The following is a 21,693-nucleotide window of genomic DNA, read 5'->3' as shown; positions in this document are numbered from 1 at the left end:
AGCGGACGGCGGCTGTGCGCGTCCCGTCACACAACACGTGTGGTACCACGGCTCTCGGCCGCGGGTCACGCGGATCCGACGGAGGTCAGCGGGCTCACGACTCCCGGGACAACAGGACCGCGAGGACGGCGATCAACACGACCTGCGCGACCTTGTCGACCGCGTGGCTCGTCGGGATCGGCGGGACGTCGTTGAGGACGTACCACAGGACGATCTGTCCGGCGGTGAAGGGGATGCCGAGCGCGTACGCCAGCCGTCGGCGGTAGTCGAAGACGACCGCCGCGACGCCGGCACCGAATCCGAGCGCCGCGAAGAGGAACAGGACCAGGAACGTCCCGCCGGCCCGGACGCCGAGGACGACGTGTGCGGTCGCGGTCACGGCCGCCGCCACGATTCCGACCCAGTGCAGCGGCGTCAGCGACGCGCCCTCGACGTCCGCGTTCGAGTGTGCCATGGACACGTGAAACACGGACCCCGTCGGCTTATTTCTACTCCCGAGCGGCCGCGGCCGCGACGCCGGCGTCGCCGACCGACCGACGCCGCCGGGGCTTTATGTTCGATCGACCCGTGTTATCAGTAATGTCACACGGTCGCGGTCGCCGAACGTCGAGGGGTGTCCCCCGGTGAGCGGGGGCGACGCCGGGCGCGCGGTCGAGTTCGTCGGCCCGGAGCGCGTCGACGTGGTCGGCATCGACGAGCCCGACCCCGCCCCGGACGAGGCGGTCGTCGAGGCGTCGGTCTCGGCGGTCAGCGCGGGGTCGGAGCTGCTCGCGTACCGCGGCGAGCTCGACCCGGAAACGGTCGCCGACGAGGAGCTGCCGTCGCTGGACGGCGACCTCTCGTACCCGCTCCGGTACGGCTACGCGGTCGTCGGGCGCGTGACCGCTGTCGGCGACGCCGTCGACCCGGCGTGGCGCGACCGGACCGTCTTCGCGTTCAACCCCCACGAGAGCCGGTTCGCCGTCCCGCCGGACGGGCTCCGACGGGTCCCCGACGGGATCGGCCCGGAGACCGCGACGCTGTTCGCGAACGCGGAGACCGCGGTCACCCTGACGCTCGACGCCGCCCCGCGGATCGGCGAGCGCGTCGCGGTGTTCGGGGAGGGCGTCGTGGGACTGCTCACGACCGCGCTGCTGGCGCGGAGCGGGGCCGAGACCGTCGTCGCGGTCGAGCCGAGGGAGGACCGGCGGTCGCTCGCGGCGGAGTTCGGCGCGGACGCCGTCGTCGACCCGACCCGACACGACGGGCGGTCGGGCGTCGTCGACGCGGTCCGCGAGCGGGCCGGCGACGGCGTCGACCTCGCGGTCGAGGTGTCCGGCCGCCCGGAGACGCTGGAGACGGCGGTCGAGACCACCCGGTTCGACGGCCGGGTCGTCGTGGGGTCGTGGTACGGGATCAAGCGCGCCGACCTCGGCTTCGGCGACCACTTCCACCGCGGACGGGTGTCGGTCCGGAGCAGTCAGGTCACCACCATCGCGCCCGAACTGCGCGGGCGCTGGGACCGCGAGCGCCGCCGCGAGACCGCGTGGCGCGAACTCCGGCGGCTCGACGACGACCTCGACGTCACCGACCGGCTCGTCACCGACCGCGTTCCCGTCTCCGACGCGCCGAGCGCGTACCGGCGACTCGCGGACGGGCGGGACGCGACCCGCCAGATCCTGTTCACCTACCCATGTACGAACTGACCGTCTCCGAGACGTTCGTCGCACAGCACTTCCTCACCGTTCCGAACCCCCCGGCCGACGAGGCGGAGCTCCACTCGCACGCGTTCACCGCGGAGGCGACGTTCCGCGGCCCCGAACTCGGCGAGTACGGCTACCTGCTCGACATCGACCTCGCGACCGAGGCCCTCGGGGAGGCCGCCGACCGCTACCGCGACGAGACGCTCAACGACCGCCTCGACGGGAACCCGAGCGCCGAGCGGCTGGCCCGGAAGCTGTTCGACGCGCTCGCCGGCGTCGACGCCCCCGCCGCGACCGAACTGACCGTGACCGTCCGCGAGGACGAGGCCGCGAGCGTCTCGTACACGGGCGCGCTGGAGTGACGGGGATGCGCGTCGCCCTCGTGCTCGCCGGCGACGTCGAGTCGGAGTCCGGCGGGTTCTACTACGACCGCCGGCTCCGCGACCGCCTCCGCGAGCGCGGCCACGCCGTCGAGGTCGTCTCGCTCCCCCGGGGCTCCTACCGGGAGCGCCTCGCCCCGAACCTCCGTGCCGATCGGCTCGCGGACCGGCTGTCGGAGTTCGACGTGGTCGTCGAGGACGGGCTGGCGCACCCGTCCGTGCTGCTCGCCAACCGGTCGCTCGACGCGCCGACCGTCGCGCTCGTCCACATGATCGCGTGGCGAGCGCACGCGGCCCGAGCGCCCCGAGCGCCCGCCGAGAGCGGTCCGGTCGGGCGCGTCCGCTCCGAACTCGGCCGCCGCGGAGTCGCGGCGATCGAGCGCCGGTTCCTCCGCGGGGTCGACGCCGCGGTGTACAACGCGGAGGCGACCCGGCGGGACGCGGCCGACCTCGGCGGTCCCGCCCGGAGCGTGGTCGCGCCGCCGGCCGGCGACCGGTTCGAGCCGGCGATCTCCGAGGAGGCCGTCCGGGACCGGGCGCAATCCGGCCCGCTTGAGGTGACGTTCCTCGGGAACCTCGTCCCCCGCAAGGGGCTCGACGCGCTCGTCGACGGCGTCGCTCGGCTCGAACGGGACGAGGTCGACTGGCGGCTGACCGTCGTCGGCGACCGGACGATCGATCCCGGGTACGTCGAGCGCGTCGAGCGCGCGGTCGCCGCGGCCGGGATCGGCGACCGGGTCCGCTTCGTCGGCCGGCTCGACGACGGGGCGGTCGCGGCGCGGCTCCGCGAGAGCCACGCCCTGGCGGTCCCCTCGCGGTACGAGCCGTTCGGGATGGTGTACGCGGAGGCGATGGGGTTCGGCTGCGTCCCGGTGGCGACGACCGCGGGCGGGGCCGGCGAGTTCGTCCGCGACGGCGAGTCCGGGGTCCTCGTGTCCCCCGACGACCCGCGGGCCGTCGCGCGGGCGCTCCGGGACCTCGACGACCGCGACCGGCTGGCCGAGATGGGGGTCGCGGCGCGCCGCGACTACGAGGCGCGCCCGGGGTGGACCGAGGCGCTCGACCCCGTGATCGACTTCCTGGCTGCGGAGGCGGGAAGCGAGGCGACCGCGGACGGGAAGCCAGCCGCGAACCGCGAGACGGCCGCGAACCGCGAGACGACTGCGAACCGCGAGACGGGAGGTGACGCCGCGTGACGGACCACGCCGCGTACCTCGACGCGAAGCGCGCGCTCGACGACCGCTCGCTGAACCGCGCGGTCCTCGACCGGTTCGCCGCCGAGCTCCCGCCCGAGCCGGAGATACTGGAGGTCGGTGCCGGGACGGCGACGATGGTCGAGCGCCTCGCCGAGTGGGGCGTGATCGAGGGCGGCCGGTGGGTCGCCGTCGACGCCCACGAGGAGGCGCTCGCCGCGGGCGAGGCCCGGGTGGGCGATACGGTCGGCGGCGTCGACATCGAGTACCGGGTCGCCGACGCCTTCGAGTTCGCGCGCGACGCGGCGGCTGCGGGAAAGCGGTTCGACGCGGTCGTCGGCTGCGCGTTCTTCGACGTGGTCGACGCCGCGCCCGCGGTCGACGCCCTCGCCGAGGTCGCCCCCGTCGGGTACGCGCCGATCACCTACGACGGCGAGACGCGCTTCGCCCCGCCCGACCCGGACGACGGCGCGGTCCTCGACCGCTACCACCGCCACATGCGGGAGTTTCGCCCCGGCGGCCCGGAGGGCGCGGCGTCGCTGGCCCGCGCGGCGACCGTGATCGCCGAGGGACCGTCGCCGTGGGAGATCGAACCCCCCTACGAGGCGGGCGAGCGGACGGTCCTCGCGCACCTGCTCGACACGGTCGAGGGGGCGGTCGGCGAGGCCGGCCTCGACGCGAGCGAGTGGGCGGACCGCCGCCGGGAGACGCTCCGCGCCGAGCGGCTTCGCTACGAGGCGGCGAACCGGGACCTGCTGGTCCGGCTGGAGTGATGTGCGGAACCGCCGGACCGAAGGCCGACTACGGCCCGAGCGGCTCGGTCGGGATCGGGTCGGGGAGGCCCTCCAGGACCAGCGTCGTGTAGTGGAGGAAGACCGCGAGCGCCGCGACCGACAGCAGCAGGAGGAACAGCAGGATCATCCGCTCGTCGCTGCGGACGACCGCGGCGGTGTCAGCGAGGAACTCCGTCCGCGCGCGACGCTCGGTCATCACTCCGTCGTTTCGGTCGCAGTCGGTTAAATGTAGTCGATAGCGCGGCCGAGACCGGCGCTCAGTCGTCCGACGGCGACGGCCGAGACCGGGTGAGCGGCTCGCCGTCGACCGGCTCGTCGGGGTTCGCCTCGACCGCGGCCTCGGAGAGGCCCAACTGCGCGTCGACGTCGACTTCTTCGCGGACGTGGACGGTACCGCGGTGGACCGCGATGGCGTCCGCGAGGTGGAGCCGGACCGCGTCGAGCAGCACGTCGGCCTCCAGCGGCTGCCCGCGGCGCTTGATCTCGTCGACGTCGGCGTTCGGCGGCACGTCGAAGGCGCGCTGGGCGATCACCGGGCCCTGATCGAGGTCGGTGGTGACGTAGTGGGCGGTGACGCCCGCGATCCGGACGCCCGCGTCCTTCGCCTGCCGGTACGCCTCCGCGCCGGGGAACGCCGGCAGCAGCGAGGGGTGGACGTTGATGATCCGGCCCTCGTAGCGGAAGACGACCTCCGGCGAGAGGATGCGCATGTAGCGGGCCAACGCGATCAGGTCGACGTCGTACTCGGCCAGCAGGTCGAGCAGGCGCTCCTCGTCGGTGTTCCCGCTGCCGTCGCCCACGTCGTAGAAGGGCTTGTCGTAGCGCTCCGCGAGCGACCGGAGGTCCCCGCGGTTGCCGATGACGACCGGGATCTCGGCCTCCTCGCCGTCGTCGGCGAGGTCGCCGTTCGCCTCGGCCTCCAACAGCGCCTCGGGCGCGTGCGTCTCCTTCGTGACCAGCAGCGCGATCCGGCGCGCGTCTCGGTCGCTCGGGAACCGCACCTGGATGTCCACGTCGAGCTCGCGGCCGAGTTCGGCGAGCGCGCGGCGGAGCTCGCCCCGGGAGGTCTCCATCTCGGCGGTGTCGACGCGGGTCGTCATCCGGAAGACGCCCTCGCGGACCGCCTGATCGAGGTCCTCGATGTTGATTCCGCGCTCGAACAGCAGGGAGGTGACCCGCGCGATGAGTCCGGTCTTGTCTCCTCCGACGACCGTGATCTCGGTCAGTTCGCGGGTCACGCGACGATCACCTCCGCGGGTTCGAGCGGCTGCATACACCTTTTCCAGCAGTCGGAGGGTTTTGCCCCTTTCGTTCCGCGCGGTCCCTGCCTCCCGCACGGTCGACCGATCTGTATCCACGAACGTGCGTATAAACGCCGTTCCAAAACGGTTTTTACACACGACTCCGCACCAACGGACATGACCGACTACACGGCGACGGTGACGGTCCGGCTGAAGCGGGGCGTCCTCGATCCGGAGGCCGAGACGACCCAGCAGGCCCTCGAACGGCTCGGGTTCGAGCTCGACGACCTCCGCTCGGCGGACCGCTTCGAGGTCGACCTCGCCGCCGCCGACGCCGACGAGGCCGCCGAACGCGCGGGCGAGATGGCCGAGCGCCTGCTCGCGAACCCCACGATCCACGACTACGACGTGGCGGTCGCGGAGCGATGACGGTCGCCGTCGTCCAATTTGGCGGCTCGAACTGCGACCGCGACGCCGTCCGCACGCTGGAGCACCTCGGCGTCGACGCCGAGCGCGTCTGGCACGAGGACGGCCTCCCGGCGGACACCGACGGGATCGTCCTCCCCGGCGGCTTCTCCTACGGCGACTACCTGCGCGCCGGGGCGATGGCCGCCCGCGACCCGATCATGGACGAGGTGCGCGCCGCGGCCGACGAGGGCGTCCCCGTGATCGGGATCTGTAACGGCGCGCAGATCGGCTCCGAGTCCGGCCTCACGCCCGGCGCGTTCACCACGAACGCCTCCGCGCGCTTCCAGTGCGAGCCGGTCCATCTGCGCGTCGAGCGCGCCGACACCCCATGGACCGCCGCCTACGACGAGGGCGACGTGATCGAGGTCCCCATCGCCCACGGCGAGGGGCGCTTCGAGGTGAGCGAGTCCGCCCACGCCGACCTCGTCGCCGACGACCGCGTCCTCTTCCGCTACTGCGACGCGGACGGGAACGCCACCGACGCGGCCAACCCGAACGGCTCCACCGACAACGTCGCCGGCGTCCTCGGCGAGCGCGAGACGGTCGCCGTGCTGATGCCCCACCCCGAGCGCGCCACGCTCCCCGACCTCGGTCGCGGGACCGACGGCGCGGGGATCCTGACGGCGTTCGCCTGACTGCCGCCTTTTTCCGTTCGACGCCCAATTCGGAGGTATGCGAGCGCGACACGTTGACCACGTCAACCTCCGGATCCCCGCCGACGGCGCGGACGACGCCCGCGAGTTCTACGGCGAGGCGCTCGGCTTCGGGATCGAGGACGCGCTGTACGCGGCCGACGAGAAGCCGTTCTTCGACGTGCGCCTCTCGGCGACCGCGGTGATCCACCTCTGGCCGACCGACGAGTTCGAGCCGCCGGAGCGGATGAACTACGACCACGTCGCGGTCGTCGTCGAGGAGCCGGTCGACGAGATCGAGGCCGAGCTGGCGGAGGCCGGCGTCGAGGTCGAGAAGACGCTCGACTCGCCGCTCGGCGCGACCGGCGAGGCGGGCGCGGTGTACGTCCGCGACCCGTTCGGCTACCGGGTGGAGCTGAAGGCGCGGGTGTGAGCGCGGAGCGAAGTCCGACAGAACCGCGGGTCGGTTCCTCCCCCGAACCCGTTCGCCCCGCCGAGCAACCATCGCCCCGACGCGGCGGTTTAAGAGCCCCGAGCGACAGGGGCGAGTATGAGCGAACAGCAGCCGAAAGCCGACGACGACGAGCGGCGTCGTCGCCGGGAGGACACGGACCGATTCGCCGGCGGGAAAGACGAGGACCTGCGGAGCCGCGAAGTGACGGAAGGGCCGGACAAAGCGCCGCACCGCGCGATGTTCCGCGCGATGGGGTTCGACGACGAGGACCTCTCCTCGCCCATCGTCGGCGTGCCGAACCCGGCGGCCGACATCACCCCGTGTAACGTTCACCTCGACGACGTGGCGGACGCCGCGCTCGACGGGATCGACGCCGCGGGCGGGATGCCGATCGAGTTCGGAACGATCACCATCTCCGACGCCATCTCGATGGGGACCGAGGGGATGAAGGCGAGCCTGATCTCGCGGGAGGTCATCGCGGACTCGGTCGAACTCGTCTCCTTCGGCGAGCGCATGGACGCGCTGGTGACGGTCGCCGGCTGCGACAAGAACCTGCCCGGGATGATGATGGCCGCGATCCGGACGGACCTGCCGAGCGTCTTCCTCTACGGCGGGTCGATCATGCCCGGCCAGCACGAGGGCCGCGACGTGACGATCGTCCAGGTGTTCGAGGGCGTCGGCACGTACGCGCAGGGCGACATGGACGCCGACGAGCTCGACGACTTGGAGCGCCACGCCTGCCCGGGAGCCGGCTCCTGCGGCGGCATGTACACCGCGAACACGATGGCGTCGCTCTCGGAGGCGCTCGGGCTGGCCCCGCTCGGCTCCGCCTCGCCGCCCGCCGAAGACGAGGAGCGCTACGCGGTCGCCGAGCGCGCGGGCGAACTCGTGATGGACTGTATCGAGAACGACCGCCGCCCCTCCGACATCCTCACGCGGAAGTCCTTCGAGAACGCCATCGCGGCCCAGACCGCGATGGGCGGGTCGACGAACGCGGTCCTCCACCTGCTCGCGCTCGCCGGCGAGGCGGACGTGGACCTCACGATCGAGGACTTCGACGAGATATCGCGCCGCACGCCGAAGATCGCGAACCTCCAGCCCGGCGGGAGCCGGGTGATGAACGACCTCCACGAGATCGGCGGCGTCCCCGTCGTCCTCCGCCGCCTGCTGGAGGCGGACCTGCTCCACGGCGACGCGATGACCGTGACCGGGCGGACGCTCGAAGCGGAGATCGCCGAACTGGAGGCGAACGGCGACCTCCCGGACGACGACGCAATCGAGGCCGACTTCCTCTACACCGTCGACGACCCGAAGGAGGAGGAGGGGGCGATCAAGATCCTCGACGGCAACCTCGCGCCGGACGGCTCGGTGCTGAAGGTGACCGGCGACGACGAGTTCTACCACGAGGGCCCCGCCCGCGTGTTCGAGAACGAGGAGGACGCGATGGAGTACGTCCAGTCGGGCGGGATCGAGTCCGGCGACGTGATCGTGATCCGCAACGAGGGGCCCCGCGGCGGACCCGGGATGCGCGAGATGCTCGGCGTCACCGCCGCCGTCGTCGGCGCGGGCCACGAGGACGACGTGGCCCTCCTCACCGACGGTCGCTTCTCCGGCGGCACCCGCGGCCCCATGATCGGCCACGTTGCCCCCGAGGCCGCCGTCGGCGGGCCGATCGGACTCATCGAGGACGGCGACCACATCACCGTGGACATCCCCGAACGCGACCTGACGGTCGACTTCTCCGAGGAGGAACTCGCCGCCCGCCGCGAGGACTGGGACGCGCTCGAACCGCCCTACGAGGGCGGCATCCTCGCCAAGTACGGCCGCGACTTCGCCTCCGCCGCCGACGGCGCGGTGACGAACCCGCGGCTCACGCGGGACCTGTAGCCGGCCGTAAAGCCGCGAAGTCGTCGGAGCCGTTCGATTTTACTGCGGTTTGGTATCGACGATTCCGACGCTACTTTCCCATTTACACGACGGCGCGCGCCTCCGAGGCCGCATCGCGGCCGAGGAGCGCCGCGCGAGGGAGTCGGTGGTCCGGAGCGAAGCGGAGGACCACCGACGAGGCTGGGGAGGCGTGAGGTGCGGTCGCTGGGCGGTGCGGGGCAGGACTCGAAGGGGCAGTCGCGAGGCGGCCAGAGCCGAAGTAAGCACCGCAGGGAGTGAACGAAGTGAACGACCGAGGAGCGCAACGAGCGTCTGGCCGCCTCGCGGCTGGGGCTTCGGTGGCCGTCTGGTCAACGGCAACGACGTCGCACCGAGCGGCTGGGGCTTCGGCGGTGTTCACCGCCACGGGACTCTCGGCCACGCACGACCGAGCGATTGAGGCTTGAATCGCGCGTGTAGCCTTCACCAAGTCACGATCAGCGACCGAATCTCAATTCCACGCACCCCCCGATTCTTATTGCGGTGAGCCGCCGTCGGTGACCGCGGTCTCGACGGATTCCGCGCACCAGACGTTGCTCCGGCGGCCGGCCCGCGACAGCTCCATCTTGACCACCGAGCCGACCGGGAGGTCGGCGACGCGCTCGCGGGCGTCCTCGTCGGCGTACTCGACGACGTGGTACGTCTCGTTGCGCGGATGGGCACGTACCGTGGTACATTCGTGATCGTTCTGCTCGGAGATAACGGTGTACGCATTTGATTGTGACATCTTATTCCATTATTCTTGGACAACCTACTTCAATTCTCCGTATATTCACTACGGTCGTGGGTGAGGTGGTAATACGGATATAAGGTGTCCAAGTGTCGAAACGATCAGTCGTCGTGGTCGGGCCTCCGGACGGACGAGCGGACCGACGAGATCACGGCGCGTTGTTCGCCGCGAAGAGCACGAGCGCTACCAGAAACGCGATCGAGGCCGCGAGGAGTCCGAAGAAGACCGACCGGAGCGCGAGGATGAGCCCCGTTCGCTCGGCCGGGACGAACTCGGAGACGCCGAGCAGCACGAGCGTCACACCGACCAGCGTGGGGATAGAACCGAACGTCCCGACCGGCGGTGGCGACCCGGACGCGAGCGGGGTCACCGCACAGAGCGCGAGGCCGAGGCCGAGGAGGAAGGCCCGCTCGACGGGGGCCGTCGGCTGGGCGACGAGCAGGTCCCGAACCTGTCGGAGCCGACCGGAGGAGTCCGTCACGGGTGAACGTCTGATTTTCTGGTCAAATCCTTTGTGGTGGAACCGGGAACAACGCTTCGTCCCCGGCGCTCGCGGATCACCACGCCTATCTCCGGTCGCCTCGGATCGCGGCCATGGAGCAAGGCGACGAGGCGGTCGAGGGTCTCACCTCGGACGCCACCGGGGAGACGGACCCGAACGCCGGCGGGGTGGCGCTGTTCGTCGACGGTCCGAACGTGCTGCGCGAGGAGTTCGACGTCGATCTCGACGACGTGCGCCGGGCGGGCGAGGCGGAGGGGCCGCTGGTGACGACGCGGCTCTACCTCGACGAGCACGCGACGCCGGGACTGATCCAGGCCGCGGAGGCCCGCGGCTTCGAGGTCGTGATGACCAGCGGCGACGTGGACGTGAAACTCGCGGTCGACGCCGCGCGGTTCGCGGCCGAGGGGCGGATGGACACCCTCGCGATCGCCTCCCGGGACACCGACTTCAAGCCGGTCGTCGAGACCGCGAACGGCTACGGGATCCGGACGCTCGCTATCGCGCCCGGCGAGTTCGGGCGCTCGGACGCGCTCCGCAACGCCGCCAACGGCTCGGTGACGCTCGACGGCGACGACGTCGACTCGACGGAGGGCGGCGACGCCACCGACGCGACGGGGGGCGGCGACGAGACGGGGACCGAACCGACCTGGCACCGGTAGCGATCGATGTCGACGGCGTCCGCGGCTGTTTATAATCGAACGGCTGCTCCGCGGTGAACGCCACCGAAGCCCCAGCCGGGAGGCGGGCGCTTCGAGTCCCACCCCGCACCGCTCCGCACAGCACCTCACGCCTCCCCAGCCTCGTCGCTGGTCCCTCCGCTTCGCTCCGGGACCAGCGACTCCCTCGCACGCGCTCCTCGCGGCCGCCGTGGGCGGCCGCTCGGAGGCGCGCGCCGACCGCACCGGGGTTTATAAATAATCGCTGCTGCCGTTCAGATGTACTTAAATAGCGCATCGCCGCCGCCGGACCGCCTCACCGTCGTCCTCCGCGCCGGAGCCGACCCACAAACAGCGCGCAGACTCCCCCGGCCAGCCCCGCGGACCCGACGAGGACGACCGCGGTCGCGACCCCGCCGTACCGCGCCGCGGCCGCGTCGATCCCGACCCGGATCCAGCCGAGGTTCGGCACCGCGAACAGCGCCTTCCCGGCGATCCACTCCTCGGGGACGACCGGGGCGATGCCCGCGCTCTGGTCGTACAGCTCGTTCGCGTCGCCGTGAGTGACGTACCCGTCGTACGGTGCGGGACACGTCGAAAGCTCGGCGCAGTCGCCGGAGAGGAGCGCCGGGTCGGCCCGCTCCGTCCAGTCCTCCCCCGCCTCGACGGGGAACGCCAAGCGGTGGAACACCGGTCTGTCCCCCGCTCCCGGTACCGCGTACACGACCACGTCGCCGGCCCCGCCGAGCCGCGTCGGCGCGTCGGGGTCGGCCGTCGTCGCGAGGTCGCCCCACGGCGGGCGGTCGGCCGCGGTGACGACGACGAGGTCGCCGCGCTCGACGCCCGGGGCCATGCTGCCGCTCTCGACCGCGACGAACGGGGGCCACGTCCCGACGAGCCCGCCGAACAGGACCGCGATCAGGAGGACCGCGACGGCTGGCGCGACCGCGCCGGTGCGATCGGGGCGGGGGCTGCTCACGCCCGATAGGGAGACCGGCGACCGCTTGAGGCTGTCGCCCGATCGGTCGCCTCCGCAGCCCGCGGACCGCCGATGTCACAAAAGCTTAGGCTCGTCCGAGAGAGCTTCGAGTATGACCGATCGCCTCCCTCCGCTTCACGGGGCCCACGACGCGCGCGGCGCGAAGTTCACCGACTTCGGCGGCTGGCAGATGCCGGTCGAGTTCGACTCCATTCAGACGGAACACGCGGCGGTCCGCGAGTCGGTCGGGGTCTTCGACGTCTCGCACATGGGGGAAATCGAGGTCGCCGGCCCGGACGCGACCGCCCTGATGAACCGCCTCACGACCAACGACGTGAGCGCGCTCGACCCCGGCGACTCCCAGTACGCGGCGATCACGAACGAGGAGGGCGTCATGCTCGACGACACGGTCGTCTACCGGCTCCCCGACGGCACCGCGGCCGGCGAGGCGGCCGCGTCGCTCGCGGAGTTCGAGGAGGCCCACGACGGCGACCTCGACGCGCCCAGCGGCGACCCCGCGTACCTGTTCGTGCCGAACGCGGGCCACGACGACCAGATGTACGACCGGTGGGTCGACCACCGCGACGAGTGGGGGCTCGACGCGACCGTCGCAAACGTCACCGACGACTGGGCGATGCTCGCGGTACAGGGGCCGGACGCGGCCGACGCCCTCGACGAGGCGACCCCGCGCGACCGCGTCGTCGACCTCTCGAAGTTCGAGGCGACGACCGCGGCGGTCGCGGGCGTCGAGAGCTGGGCCGCGCGCACCGGCTACACCGGCGAGGACGGCTTCGAGGTGATGTGTCCGGCCGGCTCCGTCGAGGCCGTGTGGGACGCGTTCGTCGACGGTCCCGACCCGGCGCAGCCGTGCGGCCTCGGCGCGCGCGACACGCTCCGCACCGAGATGGGGTTCCTCCTGTCCGGACAGGACTTCGACCCCGACGACGAGCCGCGGACCCCGTACGAGGCGCGGATCGGCTTCGTCGTGAAACTCGACACGGAGTTCGTCGGCCGCGACGCGCTGGAGGTCCAGAAGGAGGAGGGCGTCACGGAGCGGTTCGTCGGCGTCCGGCTGCTCGAACGCGGCGTCCCCCGCGGCGGCTACGCGGTCACCGACGGCGACCTCACCCGCGTCGGGAAGCTGACCTCCGGGACGATGAGCCCGACCCTCGATCAGCCGATCGGTCTCGGCTACCTCCACGAGTCGTACGCCGACGCCGGGACCGAGGTGAGCGTCGTCGTGCGCGGCGACGAGAAGCGCGCCGAGGTCGTGATCCCGCCGTTCCTCGACCGCTGAGGACCTACCCGTCGGCCGGTTCCTTCCGCTTCTCGACGACCGCCACGTCCGCGATCCGCGTATCCGGGTAGCCGCCGTCGGCGTCCTTCTCCGCGGCCTTCACCATGTCCCAGACCGTGTTGAGGCCGGTCGTCACCCCCTCCAGCGCCTCCATCTCGCAGCCGGTCTTCCCGGTGGTCTCGACCGCGACGGTCAGTTCGATCCGGTCGTCGCCGACAGAGAACTCCGTGTCGACGTTCGTTATCGGGATCTGGTGGCACATCGGGATCGTCTCCCACGTGTGTTTCACGGCCTGAACCGCGCCGATCCGCGCGGTGGCGAGGACGTCGCCCTTCTCGACCGCGTCCGCCTGGACCGCGGCGACCGTCTCCGGCGTCAACCGGATCTCGCCGCGGGCGACCGCGCGGCGGCTGCTGTCGGGTTTGTCCCCGACGTCGACCATCTGGACGTCGCCGTCGGCGGTCGTGTGCGTCAGTTCGTCGCCGTCGACGGACCCCTCTTCTCCGCCGGTACCGCCCTCGCGTCCCTCGTCACTCATTACGCATCGCCTCCGGCAGCCGGTCGGGTAAGTCCGTCGCCACCAGTCCGGTCCCGTTCGCGCCGGCGGCCGCGTCGCCCGCGCGACCGACGGCGTACGCGCCGACCGCGGCCGCCCGGAACGGGTCGGTCACGGCCGCCAGCGCGCCGACCGTCCCCGCCAGCACGTCGCCGGTCCCGCCGACGGTCATTCCGGGGTTGCCGGTGCGGTTCAGCCGGATCTCGTCGCCGTCCGAAATCACGTCGACCGACCCCTTCACGAGCAGCGCGTGGCCCAGTTCGGCCGCGAACTCCCGGACAAGTTCGGCGCGCTCGTCGGGGTCCGCCACCGTCGCGCCGCCCATGTTGACGAGTTCGCCCCGATGGGGCGTACAGATCAGGTCGGCGTCGGTGTCGACCTCGGGGACGACGCCGAGCGCGTCGGCGTCGACGACCGCGCGGCCTCCGTAGCCCGTCAGGAACTCGCGAACGAACTTCTCGGTCCCGTCGCCGTCGCCGAGTCCCGGGCCGAGAACGACGGCGTCGCTGCCCGCCGCGAGCGACGCGATCCGCTCCGCGTGCGAGGGGCCTAGGCGGTCTCCGGGGAGCGGCCGGACGATGAGGTTCGGCGAGAAGCCCTGAACCTCGCTCGCGACCGACCCGGGACAGGCCACGCGGACGAGGTCAGCGCCGGCACGGAGGGCGGCGAGCGCGGAGAGGGTCGGCGCGCCCGCGTACGGCCCGCCGCCGACCACGAGGACCTCGCCGTTGTCCCCCTTGTACGAGTCCGGGTCGCGGTCGAGTCCGAGGAGGTCCCCCGGCCCGGTGTACCGCTCCGCCGCGGCCGGAATCCCGATGTCGGCGACGGTGACGGTCGCGTCGAGCGCGCTCAGTCCGGGCTTCTCGTCGTGGAACGTCACCACGCGGTCGGCGTTCACGGCGACCGCGTCCCCTCCGGCGTCGACCGCGACCGCGTCCGGGCCGCCGGTCGGGTCGCCCGTGTCGGCGTCGAGGCCGGAGGGAACGTCGACCGCGACCACCGTCGCGTCGCTCGCGTTGATCGCCTCGGCCGCCGTGCGTTCCGGCTCGCGGAGCGCGCCGGAGACGCCGGACCCGAGCATCGCGTCGACGACGACGTCGGGGTCGTCGCCGTCGGGACCGGTGAGATCGAGGTCGCGCGAGTCGGTGACGGTCTCGGCCGGGATCTCGGCCCGTTCGAGCGCCGCCCAGTTCTCCCGGGCGATGTCGGTCCGGATCGTCTCCGGGCGGCCGAGCAGGTGGACCGTCACGTCGTACCCCTTCAGGAACCGCGCCGCGACGAGGGCGTCGCCGCCGTTGTTCCCGCGGCCGCAGACTAAAGCGACCGACGCGCCCGGGTCCGCGACGGCCCGCACCTCGCGGGCGACCGCGTTGCCGGACGACTCCATCAGCTGTTTGCGGGGCACGCCGAGCGCGGCCGCGTTGGCGTCGACGGCCGCCATGCGGTCGGTCGTGATCACGGCCGGCGGTTCGAGCGCCCGCGGATTAAGCGGGCGGGTTCGGCGGGGTCGGATCCCGGTGCCGCTCCGGAGTTCCGACGAGACCGGAAATGAAAATGTTGAAGCGGTCAGGTAGTGAATTCGGCAGGTAACCGTGGTATCGGCACTACTCGTCGGCGCGGCCGCCTCCGGAACGCCCTCCGCGGCCGACGCGCCTGTTGCCGTCCCTCCACACCGACTCAGCCGCGACGGCCGCGGCCGACCGCGACCGCTCGACCCCCAGATGCCACCATGAACATCGGCTTCTTCACCGACAGCTACTTCCCCGGGATCGACGGCGTCACCTACACCATTCAGGCGTGGCGCGACCGGCTCGAAGCGCGGGGTCACGACGTGTACGTCGTCTACCCCGCGAGCAGCCACGAGCCGGACGACCACGAGATCCCGGTCCCGTCGCTGCCGAACCCCTTCTACAAGCAGTACCGGCTCCCCCTTTACCGCCGCCTGTCGACGCTGCCCGACCTCGACGTGGTCCACTGTCACGGCCCGGCGTCGACCGGGCTGATGGGGCTCCGCTACGCGAAGCGGTACGGCGCGACCTCCGTGTACACCCACCACACCCCGGTCGAGGACTACTTCGTTCAGGGGCTCAAGTCGGAGCGGCTCGCCGCCCTCGCCGGGCGGGCGTACGTCGCCTACGAGAACCGCTTTCTGAACGCGTTCGACTGCGTCACGGCCTCGACCTCTCGGATCCGCCGCGACGTGGAGCCCTACCGGCTGCCCGTGGGGATCGAGATGGACCGCTTCCGGCCCAGCGCGGACGCCCGGGTTGCGGCGCTCGCGACCGACGGCGGGCCGACCGCGGCCGACGCCCCGGTGGTCGGGTACAGCGGGCGGATGACCCACAAGAAGAACGTCGACGAGATCCTCCGGCTCGCGGAGCGGCTCCCCGACGTGCGGTTCGAACTGGTCGGCGAGGGACCGGTCCGCGCCGAACTGGAGGCGGACGCGCCCGCGAACGTCCGGTTCCACGACTTCCTGCCGCGCGAGGAGCTCCCGGACTTCTACGCCGCGCTCGACGTCTTCGTCACCGCCTCGACCTGCGACACCTTGGGGCTCTCGACGCTGGAGGCGAACGCCTGCGGCACCCCCGTCGCCGCCGCCGACGTGGCTCCCTTCGACGAGACGATCGGCCCCGAGAACGGCGCGCGGTTCGCGCTGCGCGACCTCGACGACATGGAGCGGGCGGTCCGCGACTGCCTCGGCGGCGACCGGGACACCCGCGCCGCGGTCGAGCGCTTCTCCGTGTCCGAGACGATAGACGAACTGGAGTCCATCTACGGGGTGACCGCGTAGTGGGCGCGGACAACGTCGACGCCTTCCAGCGGCTCGTGTTCTCCGTGCCGGGGCTGCGGGTTCAGGCGGCGGCGCTGGTCGTCCTCAGCGCCGTCTACGGGGTCGGAACGTTCGGCGCGCTCTGGCTGTTCACGCCGTTCGCGCCCGACCCCTCCCGGATCGTCCCGGTCGCGGTGCTCGTCTTCCTGATCCCCTTCGTCGCCGCCGCCGAGCTGTTCCCCCGCGTGCTCGACGGCTATCCGCGGTCGTGGAGCTACTTCCTCGCGCTCACCAACCAGTTCGTCCTGTCCGTGTACGCCCTGGTGCTCTCCGGCGCGAACGACGTCGGGAACGCGTGGAGCATCATCTGGCTGAGCTTCATCACGCTGTACCTGATCAACATCCTGGTGCTCGTCGTCTCGACGGGTATCGACCGCTCCGACCGGATCCTCCTCGTCTCGCTGACGGAGCCCGGACTGCTCATCGCGGCCTTCTACGCGCTGGGCGGCAGCGAGTTCGGTTTCTCGACGTACCGACACGTGTTCGCGTTCGCCTCGCTGCTCATCGCGGCCGGGTTCCTCGTCCTGGTCCTCGTCGTCGTCGACTACCTGATCAAGAGCAACACAGACGTCTCCGCGTTCGCGCTCACCTCCGGGCTGCTCCGGAACGACCGGGAGTCGCTGGATCTGGGCGTCGAGGCCCGCCCGTTCGTGGAGACGCTCGCGGTCGACAACGGCGACCGCCTCACCCTCGCCGCCCCGTGGGTCCACCCGGGCCCCCTCGGCGGGTTCGGCGGCGGCCAACTGAGCGGGAACCTGATCGACGCGCTCAACGACGGCGACGACGCCGGCTTCTTCCTCCACGTCCCGTGTACGCACAAGGAGGACCTCTCGGACCCGGCGGACGCGGAGCGGATCCTCGACGCGGTCGCGGAGCCGGACCCGACCGACCGCGCGTCCCGGCTCGTGACGGCGGACTACGGCGACCGCGAGGGATACGGAGACATCCGGTTCCGCGGCCGTCGGATCGGCGACAAGGAGGTGATCGTCCTCCACGGCGAAGGGATCGACGACTACGACACCGGGGTGTTCATGCGCGACGTGGACCACGACGAGGTGCTGCTGATCGACCAGCACAGACACGACATCCAGAACGGTCCCGACGTGGAGATCCAGTACGGCTCGGAGCGGGCGGACCGGCTGAAGCGCGCGTTCGACGACTTCCGCGGGCGACTCGCCGAGGCTCCGCTCTCGGAGTACGCCGCCGGGTTCGCGCTGGCGGACTCGGACCAGCACGCGCTGGCGTTCGTCGAAGAGGTGGACGGGGAGGAGACCCTGTGGATCGGCGTCGACACGAACGGGCTCACGCCGGACGTGCGCGCGACCGCCGACGAGTATCGCGAGGAGTTCGACGCGGTGATCCCCTTCTCGACGGACACGCACGCGTCGATCCACGAACTGGCGAACGCCCGCGAGTCGGACGTCGACGCCATCGAGCGCGCCGTCGACCGCGCCGTCGACGACCTCGCGCCCGCGACAGTCGGGCTCGCGAGCCGCCGCACGGAGCCGGTGAAGCTCCTCAAAAACGACTACAACGGGCTCGTGTTCAGCGTCAACATCCTCATCCGGCTGACGATCATCGCGCTGGTCGCGCTGTACGCGCTGCTCGTGTTGTGGCTGTTCTTCTGAGGCGGGTCGATCCCGCGGCGACGGCGGTGTTCAGATAAGGTTTGAAAGGTGAGGCGGTGCGTTTTCAAAGTGATCTATGCCCGAAAACGACCGCCTCAGCGGCTGTTTAGACGAGATCAACTTAGAGTTTGTGGAGCGAGAGGCAACACCGAAACTGTTGATGAAGCTCAGTATTCAGCTCCATTTGTCTGGACTGTCGCTTTCGAATACTGTTTCATTTCTTGAGGTATTCGGTGTTGATCGAGTTCGATCCACCGTTCATAACTGGGTACACAAAGCCGATCTACAGCCGGAAGCTGGTCGGAGCCCGAATCACGTTGCGGTTGACGAGACTGTGATTCAGCTCGATGATGAACAATACTGGCTGTACGCTGCTGTCGATCCTCAGTCAAACGATTTGCTACATACAAAGCTTGAGCCAACAAGAACGAACGTGATCGCAGATCAGTTCTTCACGGAACTCCGCGACAAACACGACGTAGATGACGCGATCTTTCTCGTTGATGGTGCGGTTCCACTCCACCGAGCTTGTGACAAACACGGCCTCGATTTCAGATACGAACGACATGGAAATCGAAACAGCGTCGAACGTGTTTTTCGTGAGATAAAACGCAGAACTACCAGTTTCTCAAACTGTTTTAGCAACGCCAAAGCAGAAACAGCAAACGAGTGGCTCAGATCGTTCGCCTTCGCATGGAATCAGCTTATCTGAACACTGCCGCCGCGACCGACTGAATCTTTTTGTCACCCCGCCGAAACCGGGGACCCGTGTCCTCGAAAGCCCTCCTCCTCGGTACGGACTGGACCGCCGTCCGCACGCTCGGCACGGCCGGTGTCGCCGTCGCGGCCGCCTCGTTTCTCGTCGTTCTCCCGTGGGAACCGATCCGGACCGCGTGGCGGTATCACGTCTGGGCGGGGCTCGTCGCGGTCGGTCTCGGTCTCGCGGCCCGCGCCGGCCGGCGTCGCGGCGGCCTCCTCGCGGGTTGTGGTGCCGCCTTCCTCGCGACCTGCTGGATCTTCGTGGTTCCGCCGCTCGCGGCGCTCGTCCGCGGCGACGCGTTCGGCGACGGCGGGTACGCGGTCCCGCGTCCGTCCGCGGTCGGGCTGTCGCCCCGCGCCGAACTGCTGACCGGCCTCCGGGTCGGACCGGTCGTCGCGCTCGCCGTCGCGCTCACGGCCGGAAGCGCGGCGTACGCGCTCGGCGCTGCGTTGCGGCGGCGCTCGGAGCGGTCGCGCGACGCGTGACGCCGCGCCCCGCTCGGACGCTTCCCGCACACTGGCCTCGTCGAGGTACTTGGCGGTTGCTGGATTCACACGCTGAATCGCGAGTTCAACCGAGCGGTACGCGTGTTCCCCCTCGAAGGGGACCGTCACTCGGCGGTGAGCGCGTGGACGGCCCCGTCAGCCCTGCCGGCGTAGACGGTCCCGTCGACGACCACCACGGAGGAGACCCAACTACCCGCCTCGAAGTGCCACTATTCGGTGCCGTCGCCGGTAGCGAGCGCGTAGACCGTCCCGTCGTTCCCGCCGATGTAGACCGCGCCGTCGGTCACTGCGGGCGAGGATCCGACGCTGTCGGCGACCTCGAAAGACCACTCCTCGGTGCCCTCGTCCGCGGCGAGCGCGTAGACGGTATCGTGACCCCCGATGTAGACGGTCTCGTCCCGTACCGCCGGCGGCCCCGTCCCGACCGTTTCCATGGCGTCATCGGGCTCGAACGACCACCGTTCGGTCCCGTCGGCGGCGTCCAGCGCCCAGTTCCTCTCGCCGTGGTTGAGGTAGACGGTGCCGTCGACCACCGCCGGCGACGCGTAGCCGTTGAACTCCATTTCGAAGGACCACCGCTCGGTGCCGTCGGACGCGTCCAGCGCGTAGAGCACCTCCCCGCCGTTCTCGACACCCCCGACGTAGACGGTGTCGTCGACGACCGCCGGAGCCGGAGCCACCCGTTTGCCGGTGTCGAAGCGCCAGCGCTCGGTCCCGTCGCCGGCGGCCAGCGCACAGATCGTTCCGTCGCCACGGCCGACGTACACGGCGTCGTCGACGACCGCCGGTGGCCAGCCAATCTGCCCGTCGGCCTCGACCGACCACCGTTCGGTGCCGTCGCTCGCGGCGAGAGCGGTAACTGCGTCGTCGTTGCTCCCGACGTAAACGGAATCGTCGAAGACCGCGAGCGAACGCGCGACTCCTCCCTGAGTCCGGACAACCCACTGCTCCGTCACCGAGTCAGTCGGGCCGGTCGCGTCCGGTGGTCCGCCCGTCCGGGCGGGGTTGTATCGGAACATCGCGGCACCGGGAGGAACCGACTCCCCGGCTTCGCTCCCCCCTTCGCCGAGGCGCGAACACCCGGAGAGGGCGATTGCTCCGGCCGCGCCGGCGGTTCGGAGGAATCCGCGTCGAGAGACGGGGACGTTCACGGATACACCGTCAGAGTGAGAGGAAATAAGATCGGTGGAAGACGGACCGTCGTAGACCCCTTGCCGGATCCCGCACAGCGATCAGAGCAGCCCGTCGAACTGGCGGAGCGCCCGGTAGTCGACGCGCGCTGTTCGGCGACCGACCCTTCCGGACGAGAACGCGCTGACGGAGAGTCGTTCGACTGAGTCGCCCTACCCGAACGCCTTGACGCCCAGCGCCGACGCCGACGCGCCGCCGATCACCATCGGCAGCCAGTACACTGCGCCGCGGAAGACCAAGACCGCGGCGGTGATCGCCGAGGCGGCGACGCCGGTCGTGGGTACGAGCAGGCCGACGAGCGCGGCCTCGATGCCGCCGAGACCGCCGGGGAGCGGCGTCGCGCCCGCCACGTACGAGAGCGGGACGACGAAGACGGGGATCAGCGGCGAGATCGGGTGGCCGACCGCGGCGAACGCGACCGTGAGCGCGGCCGCCTGAAACAGCCACCCGACGAGCGAGAGCGCGACGATGCCGACGAGCCGTCGACGGTCGGTCCCGACGCGCTCGATGTCCGCGAAGAAGTTCCCCAGCCGGTCCGCGAGTCCGGCCTCGATCGTCTCGGCGTCGAACCGGTCGAAGCGGCCGAGGAACGGCCCGATCGCGCCCGGGACGCGGTCAACGACCGCGACGCGGTAGCGCCAGACGAGGGCGATCGCGGTGACGATCGCGGCGATCAGCGCGGCCGCGCTCGCGACGGCGACGGTGACGCGGTCCCCGACGGCCGTGGTGGCCGCGTACGACCCCACACCGAGGAAGACGAGCGACACCGAGGGGACGACGTTGAGTACGTCGACGCTCGCGATCCCGACGAGTCCGGTCTCGTACCGCGCCTCCGCCACCTTCGAGATGAGCGCGGCGGCGACCGGCTCCCCGCCCGCCTGCCCGAACGGGGTGACGTTGTTCGCGAAGGCCGCACCGCTGTACACGAGGAACGCGGTCCCGACCGACAGCTCTACGTCGAGTGCGCCCAGCACGGCGCGCAGCATGAGGCTCCACGCGGCGAGCCAGCAGAGCCCGATCGCGGCGGTCGCGGCGACGAGGAGCGGGTCCGCGGCCGCGAGCGCGCCCACGACGCGATCGACCCCGACGACGACGAACAGCAGCGCGAGGAGGACGACCGCGCCGACCGTCCCGAGGATCAGCGCGCGCCGTTGTGGGCCTTCCATAGGCGACGTGACGCGGAAGCGAACTTGAAACGTCTGCTTCGCGTCCGCCGACCGGCGGCCCTCCATCGAGTCGGTCGTCGCCGAGGGCGGCCCCTCGCCGCGTCGGTCGTCGGCTCGCT

The 21,693-nt window shown here is 71.0% G+C and carries 24 protein-coding genes; 14 read left to right on the top strand and 10 right to left on the bottom strand.

The window, feature by feature from the left end; genetic code table 11:
* Positions 1-94 precede the first annotated feature (94 nt).
* On the bottom strand, positions 95-454 hold the full coding sequence (locus tag NAF06_RS13420) for a DUF7475 family protein (protein WP_008581218.1): 360 nt from the start codon (positions 452-454) through the stop codon (positions 95-97).
* 169 nt (positions 455-623) lie between these two features.
* On the opposite strand from NAF06_RS13420, the gene NAF06_RS13415 reads away from it, so the two are divergent.
* Genes NAF06_RS13415 through NAF06_RS13400 form a run of 4 tightly spaced genes read left to right on the top strand, consistent with a single transcriptional unit; the run spans position 624 to position 4,028 of the window.
* A complete protein-coding gene (locus NAF06_RS13415; RefSeq protein ID WP_008581217.1) occupies positions 624-1,685 on the top strand; it encodes a zinc-dependent alcohol dehydrogenase in 1,062 nt (353 codons plus the stop codon).
* Positions 1,673-2,044: a 6-pyruvoyl trahydropterin synthase family protein gene (locus NAF06_RS13410; protein ID WP_008581215.1), complete on the top strand. Its 372-nt coding sequence runs from the start codon at positions 1,673-1,675 to the stop codon at positions 2,042-2,044. Before NAF06_RS13415 ends, NAF06_RS13410 begins: the two co-directional genes overlap by 13 nt.
* A gap of 5 nt (positions 2,045-2,049) precedes the next feature.
* Positions 2,050-3,258 (top strand): glycosyltransferase family 4 protein, encoded by a 1,209-nt coding sequence (locus NAF06_RS13405; protein WP_008581213.1) that lies wholly within the window; start codon positions 2,050-2,052, stop codon positions 3,256-3,258.
* A complete protein-coding gene (locus NAF06_RS13400; RefSeq protein WP_008581212.1) occupies positions 3,255-4,028 on the top strand; it encodes a class I SAM-dependent methyltransferase in 774 nt (257 codons plus the stop codon). The genes NAF06_RS13405 and NAF06_RS13400 overlap by 4 nt, the downstream gene beginning before the upstream one ends.
* A gap of 28 nt (positions 4,029-4,056) precedes the next feature.
* On the opposite strand, the gene NAF06_RS13395 is transcribed toward NAF06_RS13400, so the two are convergent.
* Positions 4,057-4,245: a hypothetical protein gene (locus tag NAF06_RS13395; RefSeq protein ID WP_006630877.1), complete on the bottom strand. Its 189-nt coding sequence runs from the start codon at positions 4,243-4,245 to the stop codon at positions 4,057-4,059.
* Positions 4,246-4,306: 61 nt separating this feature from the next.
* Positions 4,307-5,287, bottom strand: a complete 981-nt coding sequence (locus NAF06_RS13390) for a formyltetrahydrofolate deformylase (protein WP_008581206.1) — start codon at positions 5,285-5,287, stop codon at positions 4,307-4,309.
* A gap of 180 nt (positions 5,288-5,467) precedes the next feature.
* On the opposite strand from NAF06_RS13390, the gene purS reads away from it, so the two are divergent.
* From purS to ilvD, 4 genes are all read left to right on the top strand, one after another.
* Complete coding sequence (gene purS / locus NAF06_RS13385; protein WP_008581204.1) at positions 5,468-5,719, top strand: phosphoribosylformylglycinamidine synthase subunit PurS; 252 nt, start codon at positions 5,468-5,470, stop codon at positions 5,717-5,719.
* A complete protein-coding gene (gene purQ, locus NAF06_RS13380; RefSeq protein ID WP_008581202.1) occupies positions 5,716-6,393 on the top strand; it encodes a phosphoribosylformylglycinamidine synthase I in 678 nt (225 codons plus the stop codon). Before purS ends, purQ begins: the two co-directional genes overlap by 4 nt.
* A gap of 37 nt (positions 6,394-6,430) precedes the next feature.
* Complete coding sequence (locus tag NAF06_RS13375; protein WP_008581201.1) at positions 6,431-6,823, top strand: VOC family protein; 393 nt, start codon at positions 6,431-6,433, stop codon at positions 6,821-6,823.
* 117 nt (positions 6,824-6,940) lie between these two features.
* The gene (gene ilvD / locus NAF06_RS13370; RefSeq protein ID WP_008581199.1) at positions 6,941-8,731 is read left to right on the top strand and encodes a dihydroxy-acid dehydratase; all 1,791 of its coding nucleotides are present in this window, start codon (positions 6,941-6,943) and stop codon (positions 8,729-8,731) included.
* 514 nt (positions 8,732-9,245) lie between these two features.
* Here the strand turns inward: ilvD and NAF06_RS13365 are convergent.
* Together NAF06_RS13365 and NAF06_RS13360 are read right to left on the bottom strand one after the other, a co-directional pair.
* Positions 9,246-9,497 (bottom strand): DUF7999 family protein, encoded by a 252-nt coding sequence (locus tag NAF06_RS13365; RefSeq protein ID WP_006629889.1) that lies wholly within the window; start codon positions 9,495-9,497, stop codon positions 9,246-9,248.
* A gap of 151 nt (positions 9,498-9,648) precedes the next feature.
* The gene (locus tag NAF06_RS13360) at positions 9,649-9,981 is read right to left on the bottom strand and encodes a hypothetical protein (protein ID WP_008581196.1); all 333 of its coding nucleotides are present in this window, start codon (positions 9,979-9,981) and stop codon (positions 9,649-9,651) included.
* A gap of 113 nt (positions 9,982-10,094) precedes the next feature.
* Here NAF06_RS13360 and NAF06_RS13355 point away from each other — a divergent pair, with 113 nt between their 5' ends.
* Positions 10,095-10,661: an NYN domain-containing protein gene (locus NAF06_RS13355; RefSeq protein WP_008581193.1), complete on the top strand. Its 567-nt coding sequence runs from the start codon at positions 10,095-10,097 to the stop codon at positions 10,659-10,661.
* Positions 10,662-10,974: 313 nt separating this feature from the next.
* Here the strand turns inward: NAF06_RS13355 and NAF06_RS13350 are convergent, their stop codons facing one another.
* Positions 10,975-11,637, bottom strand: coding sequence for a S26 family signal peptidase (locus NAF06_RS13350; RefSeq protein WP_008581192.1), 663 nt, complete (start codon positions 11,635-11,637; stop codon positions 10,975-10,977).
* 112 nt (positions 11,638-11,749) lie between these two features.
* Between NAF06_RS13350 and NAF06_RS13345 the strand changes: the two genes are divergently transcribed.
* Positions 11,750-12,934: a glycine cleavage system aminomethyltransferase GcvT gene (locus tag NAF06_RS13345; protein WP_008581189.1), complete on the top strand. Its 1,185-nt coding sequence runs from the start codon at positions 11,750-11,752 to the stop codon at positions 12,932-12,934.
* A 4-nt stretch (positions 12,935-12,938) separates the two neighbouring features.
* On the opposite strand, the gene moaC is transcribed toward NAF06_RS13345, so the two are convergent.
* Complete coding sequence (moaC, locus tag NAF06_RS13340) at positions 12,939-13,472, bottom strand: cyclic pyranopterin monophosphate synthase MoaC (RefSeq protein WP_008581187.1); 534 nt, start codon at positions 13,470-13,472, stop codon at positions 12,939-12,941.
* Positions 13,465-14,949, bottom strand: a complete 1,485-nt coding sequence (locus NAF06_RS13335; protein WP_008581185.1) for a bifunctional ADP-dependent NAD(P)H-hydrate dehydratase/NAD(P)H-hydrate epimerase — start codon at positions 14,947-14,949, stop codon at positions 13,465-13,467. The genes moaC and NAF06_RS13335 overlap by 8 nt, the downstream gene beginning before the upstream one ends.
* Positions 14,950-15,219: 270 nt before the next feature.
* Between NAF06_RS13335 and NAF06_RS13330 the strand changes: the two genes are divergently transcribed.
* The 4 genes from NAF06_RS13330 (at position 15,220) to NAF06_RS13315 (ending at position 19,196) form a co-directional block, all read left to right on the top strand.
* Complete coding sequence (locus NAF06_RS13330) at positions 15,220-16,284, top strand: glycosyltransferase (RefSeq protein WP_008581183.1); 1,065 nt, start codon at positions 15,220-15,222, stop codon at positions 16,282-16,284.
* A complete protein-coding gene (locus NAF06_RS13325; RefSeq protein ID WP_008581181.1) occupies positions 16,284-17,951 on the top strand; it encodes a DUF2070 family protein in 1,668 nt (555 codons plus the stop codon). The genes NAF06_RS13330 and NAF06_RS13325 overlap by 1 nt, the downstream gene beginning before the upstream one ends.
* Positions 17,952-18,027: 76 nt before the next feature.
* Positions 18,028-18,663, top strand: a complete 636-nt coding sequence (locus NAF06_RS13320; RefSeq protein WP_251106153.1) for an IS6 family transposase — start codon at positions 18,028-18,030, stop codon at positions 18,661-18,663.
* Positions 18,664-18,719: 56 nt separating this feature from the next.
* Positions 18,720-19,196, top strand: a complete 477-nt coding sequence (locus tag NAF06_RS13315) for a hypothetical protein (protein WP_008581166.1) — start codon at positions 18,720-18,722, stop codon at positions 19,194-19,196.
* Positions 19,197-19,426: 230 nt separating this feature from the next.
* Here the strand turns inward: NAF06_RS13315 and NAF06_RS13305 are convergent, their stop codons facing one another.
* The gene (locus tag NAF06_RS13305) at positions 19,427-20,236 is read right to left on the bottom strand and encodes an outer membrane protein assembly factor BamB family protein (protein WP_008581164.1); all 810 of its coding nucleotides are present in this window, start codon (positions 20,234-20,236) and stop codon (positions 19,427-19,429) included.
* 324 nt (positions 20,237-20,560) lie between these two features.
* A complete protein-coding gene (locus tag NAF06_RS13300) occupies positions 20,561-21,574 on the bottom strand; it encodes a lysylphosphatidylglycerol synthase transmembrane domain-containing protein (RefSeq protein ID WP_008581161.1) in 1,014 nt (337 codons plus the stop codon).
* Positions 21,575-21,693: the final 119 nt, after the last annotated feature.

This window comes from Halorubrum hochsteinianum (assembly GCF_023702125.1).
In the GTDB taxonomy this organism is placed as follows: Archaea; Halobacteriota; Halobacteria; order Halobacteriales; family Haloferacaceae; genus Halorubrum; species Halorubrum hochsteinianum.
The sequence above is the reverse complement of the archived record's forward strand: the minus strand, read 5'-3'. Positions and strand labels throughout refer to the sequence as shown.

Excerpts from the sequence above, each read along its gene's own strand:
- NAF06_RS13420 (WP_008581218.1), bottom strand. The coding sequence starts at position 454 with ATGGCACACTCGAACGCGGACGTCGAGGGCGCGTCGCTGACGCCGCTG.
- NAF06_RS13410 (WP_008581215.1), top strand. The coding sequence starts at position 1,673 with ATGTACGAACTGACCGTCTCCGAGACGTTCGTCGCACAGCACTTCCTC.
- NAF06_RS13405 (WP_008581213.1), top strand. The coding sequence starts at position 2,050 with ATGCGCGTCGCCCTCGTGCTCGCCGGCGACGTCGAGTCGGAGTCCGGC.
- NAF06_RS13395 (WP_006630877.1), bottom strand. The coding sequence starts at position 4,245 with ATGACCGAGCGTCGCGCGCGGACGGAGTTCCTCGCTGACACCGCCGCG.
- purS (WP_008581204.1), top strand. The coding sequence starts at position 5,468 with ATGACCGACTACACGGCGACGGTGACGGTCCGGCTGAAGCGGGGCGTC.
- purQ (WP_008581202.1), top strand. The coding sequence starts at position 5,716 with ATGACGGTCGCCGTCGTCCAATTTGGCGGCTCGAACTGCGACCGCGAC.
- NAF06_RS13375 (WP_008581201.1), top strand. The coding sequence starts at position 6,431 with ATGCGAGCGCGACACGTTGACCACGTCAACCTCCGGATCCCCGCCGAC.
- ilvD (WP_008581199.1), top strand. The coding sequence starts at position 6,941 with ATGAGCGAACAGCAGCCGAAAGCCGACGACGACGAGCGGCGTCGTCGC.
- NAF06_RS13365 (WP_006629889.1), bottom strand. The coding sequence starts at position 9,497 with ATGTCACAATCAAATGCGTACACCGTTATCTCCGAGCAGAACGATCAC.
- NAF06_RS13355 (WP_008581193.1), top strand. The coding sequence starts at position 10,095 with ATGGAGCAAGGCGACGAGGCGGTCGAGGGTCTCACCTCGGACGCCACC.
- NAF06_RS13345 (WP_008581189.1), top strand. The coding sequence starts at position 11,750 with ATGACCGATCGCCTCCCTCCGCTTCACGGGGCCCACGACGCGCGCGGC.
- moaC (WP_008581187.1), bottom strand. The coding sequence starts at position 13,472 with ATGAGTGACGAGGGACGCGAGGGCGGTACCGGCGGAGAAGAGGGGTCC.
- NAF06_RS13330 (WP_008581183.1), top strand. The coding sequence starts at position 15,220 with ATGAACATCGGCTTCTTCACCGACAGCTACTTCCCCGGGATCGACGGC.
- NAF06_RS13320 (WP_251106153.1), top strand. The coding sequence starts at position 18,028 with ATGCCCGAAAACGACCGCCTCAGCGGCTGTTTAGACGAGATCAACTTA.
- NAF06_RS13305 (WP_008581164.1), bottom strand. The coding sequence starts at position 20,236 with ATGTTCCGATACAACCCCGCCCGGACGGGCGGACCACCGGACGCGACC.
- NAF06_RS13300 (WP_008581161.1), bottom strand. The coding sequence starts at position 21,574 with ATGGAAGGCCCACAACGGCGCGCGCTGATCCTCGGGACGGTCGGCGCG.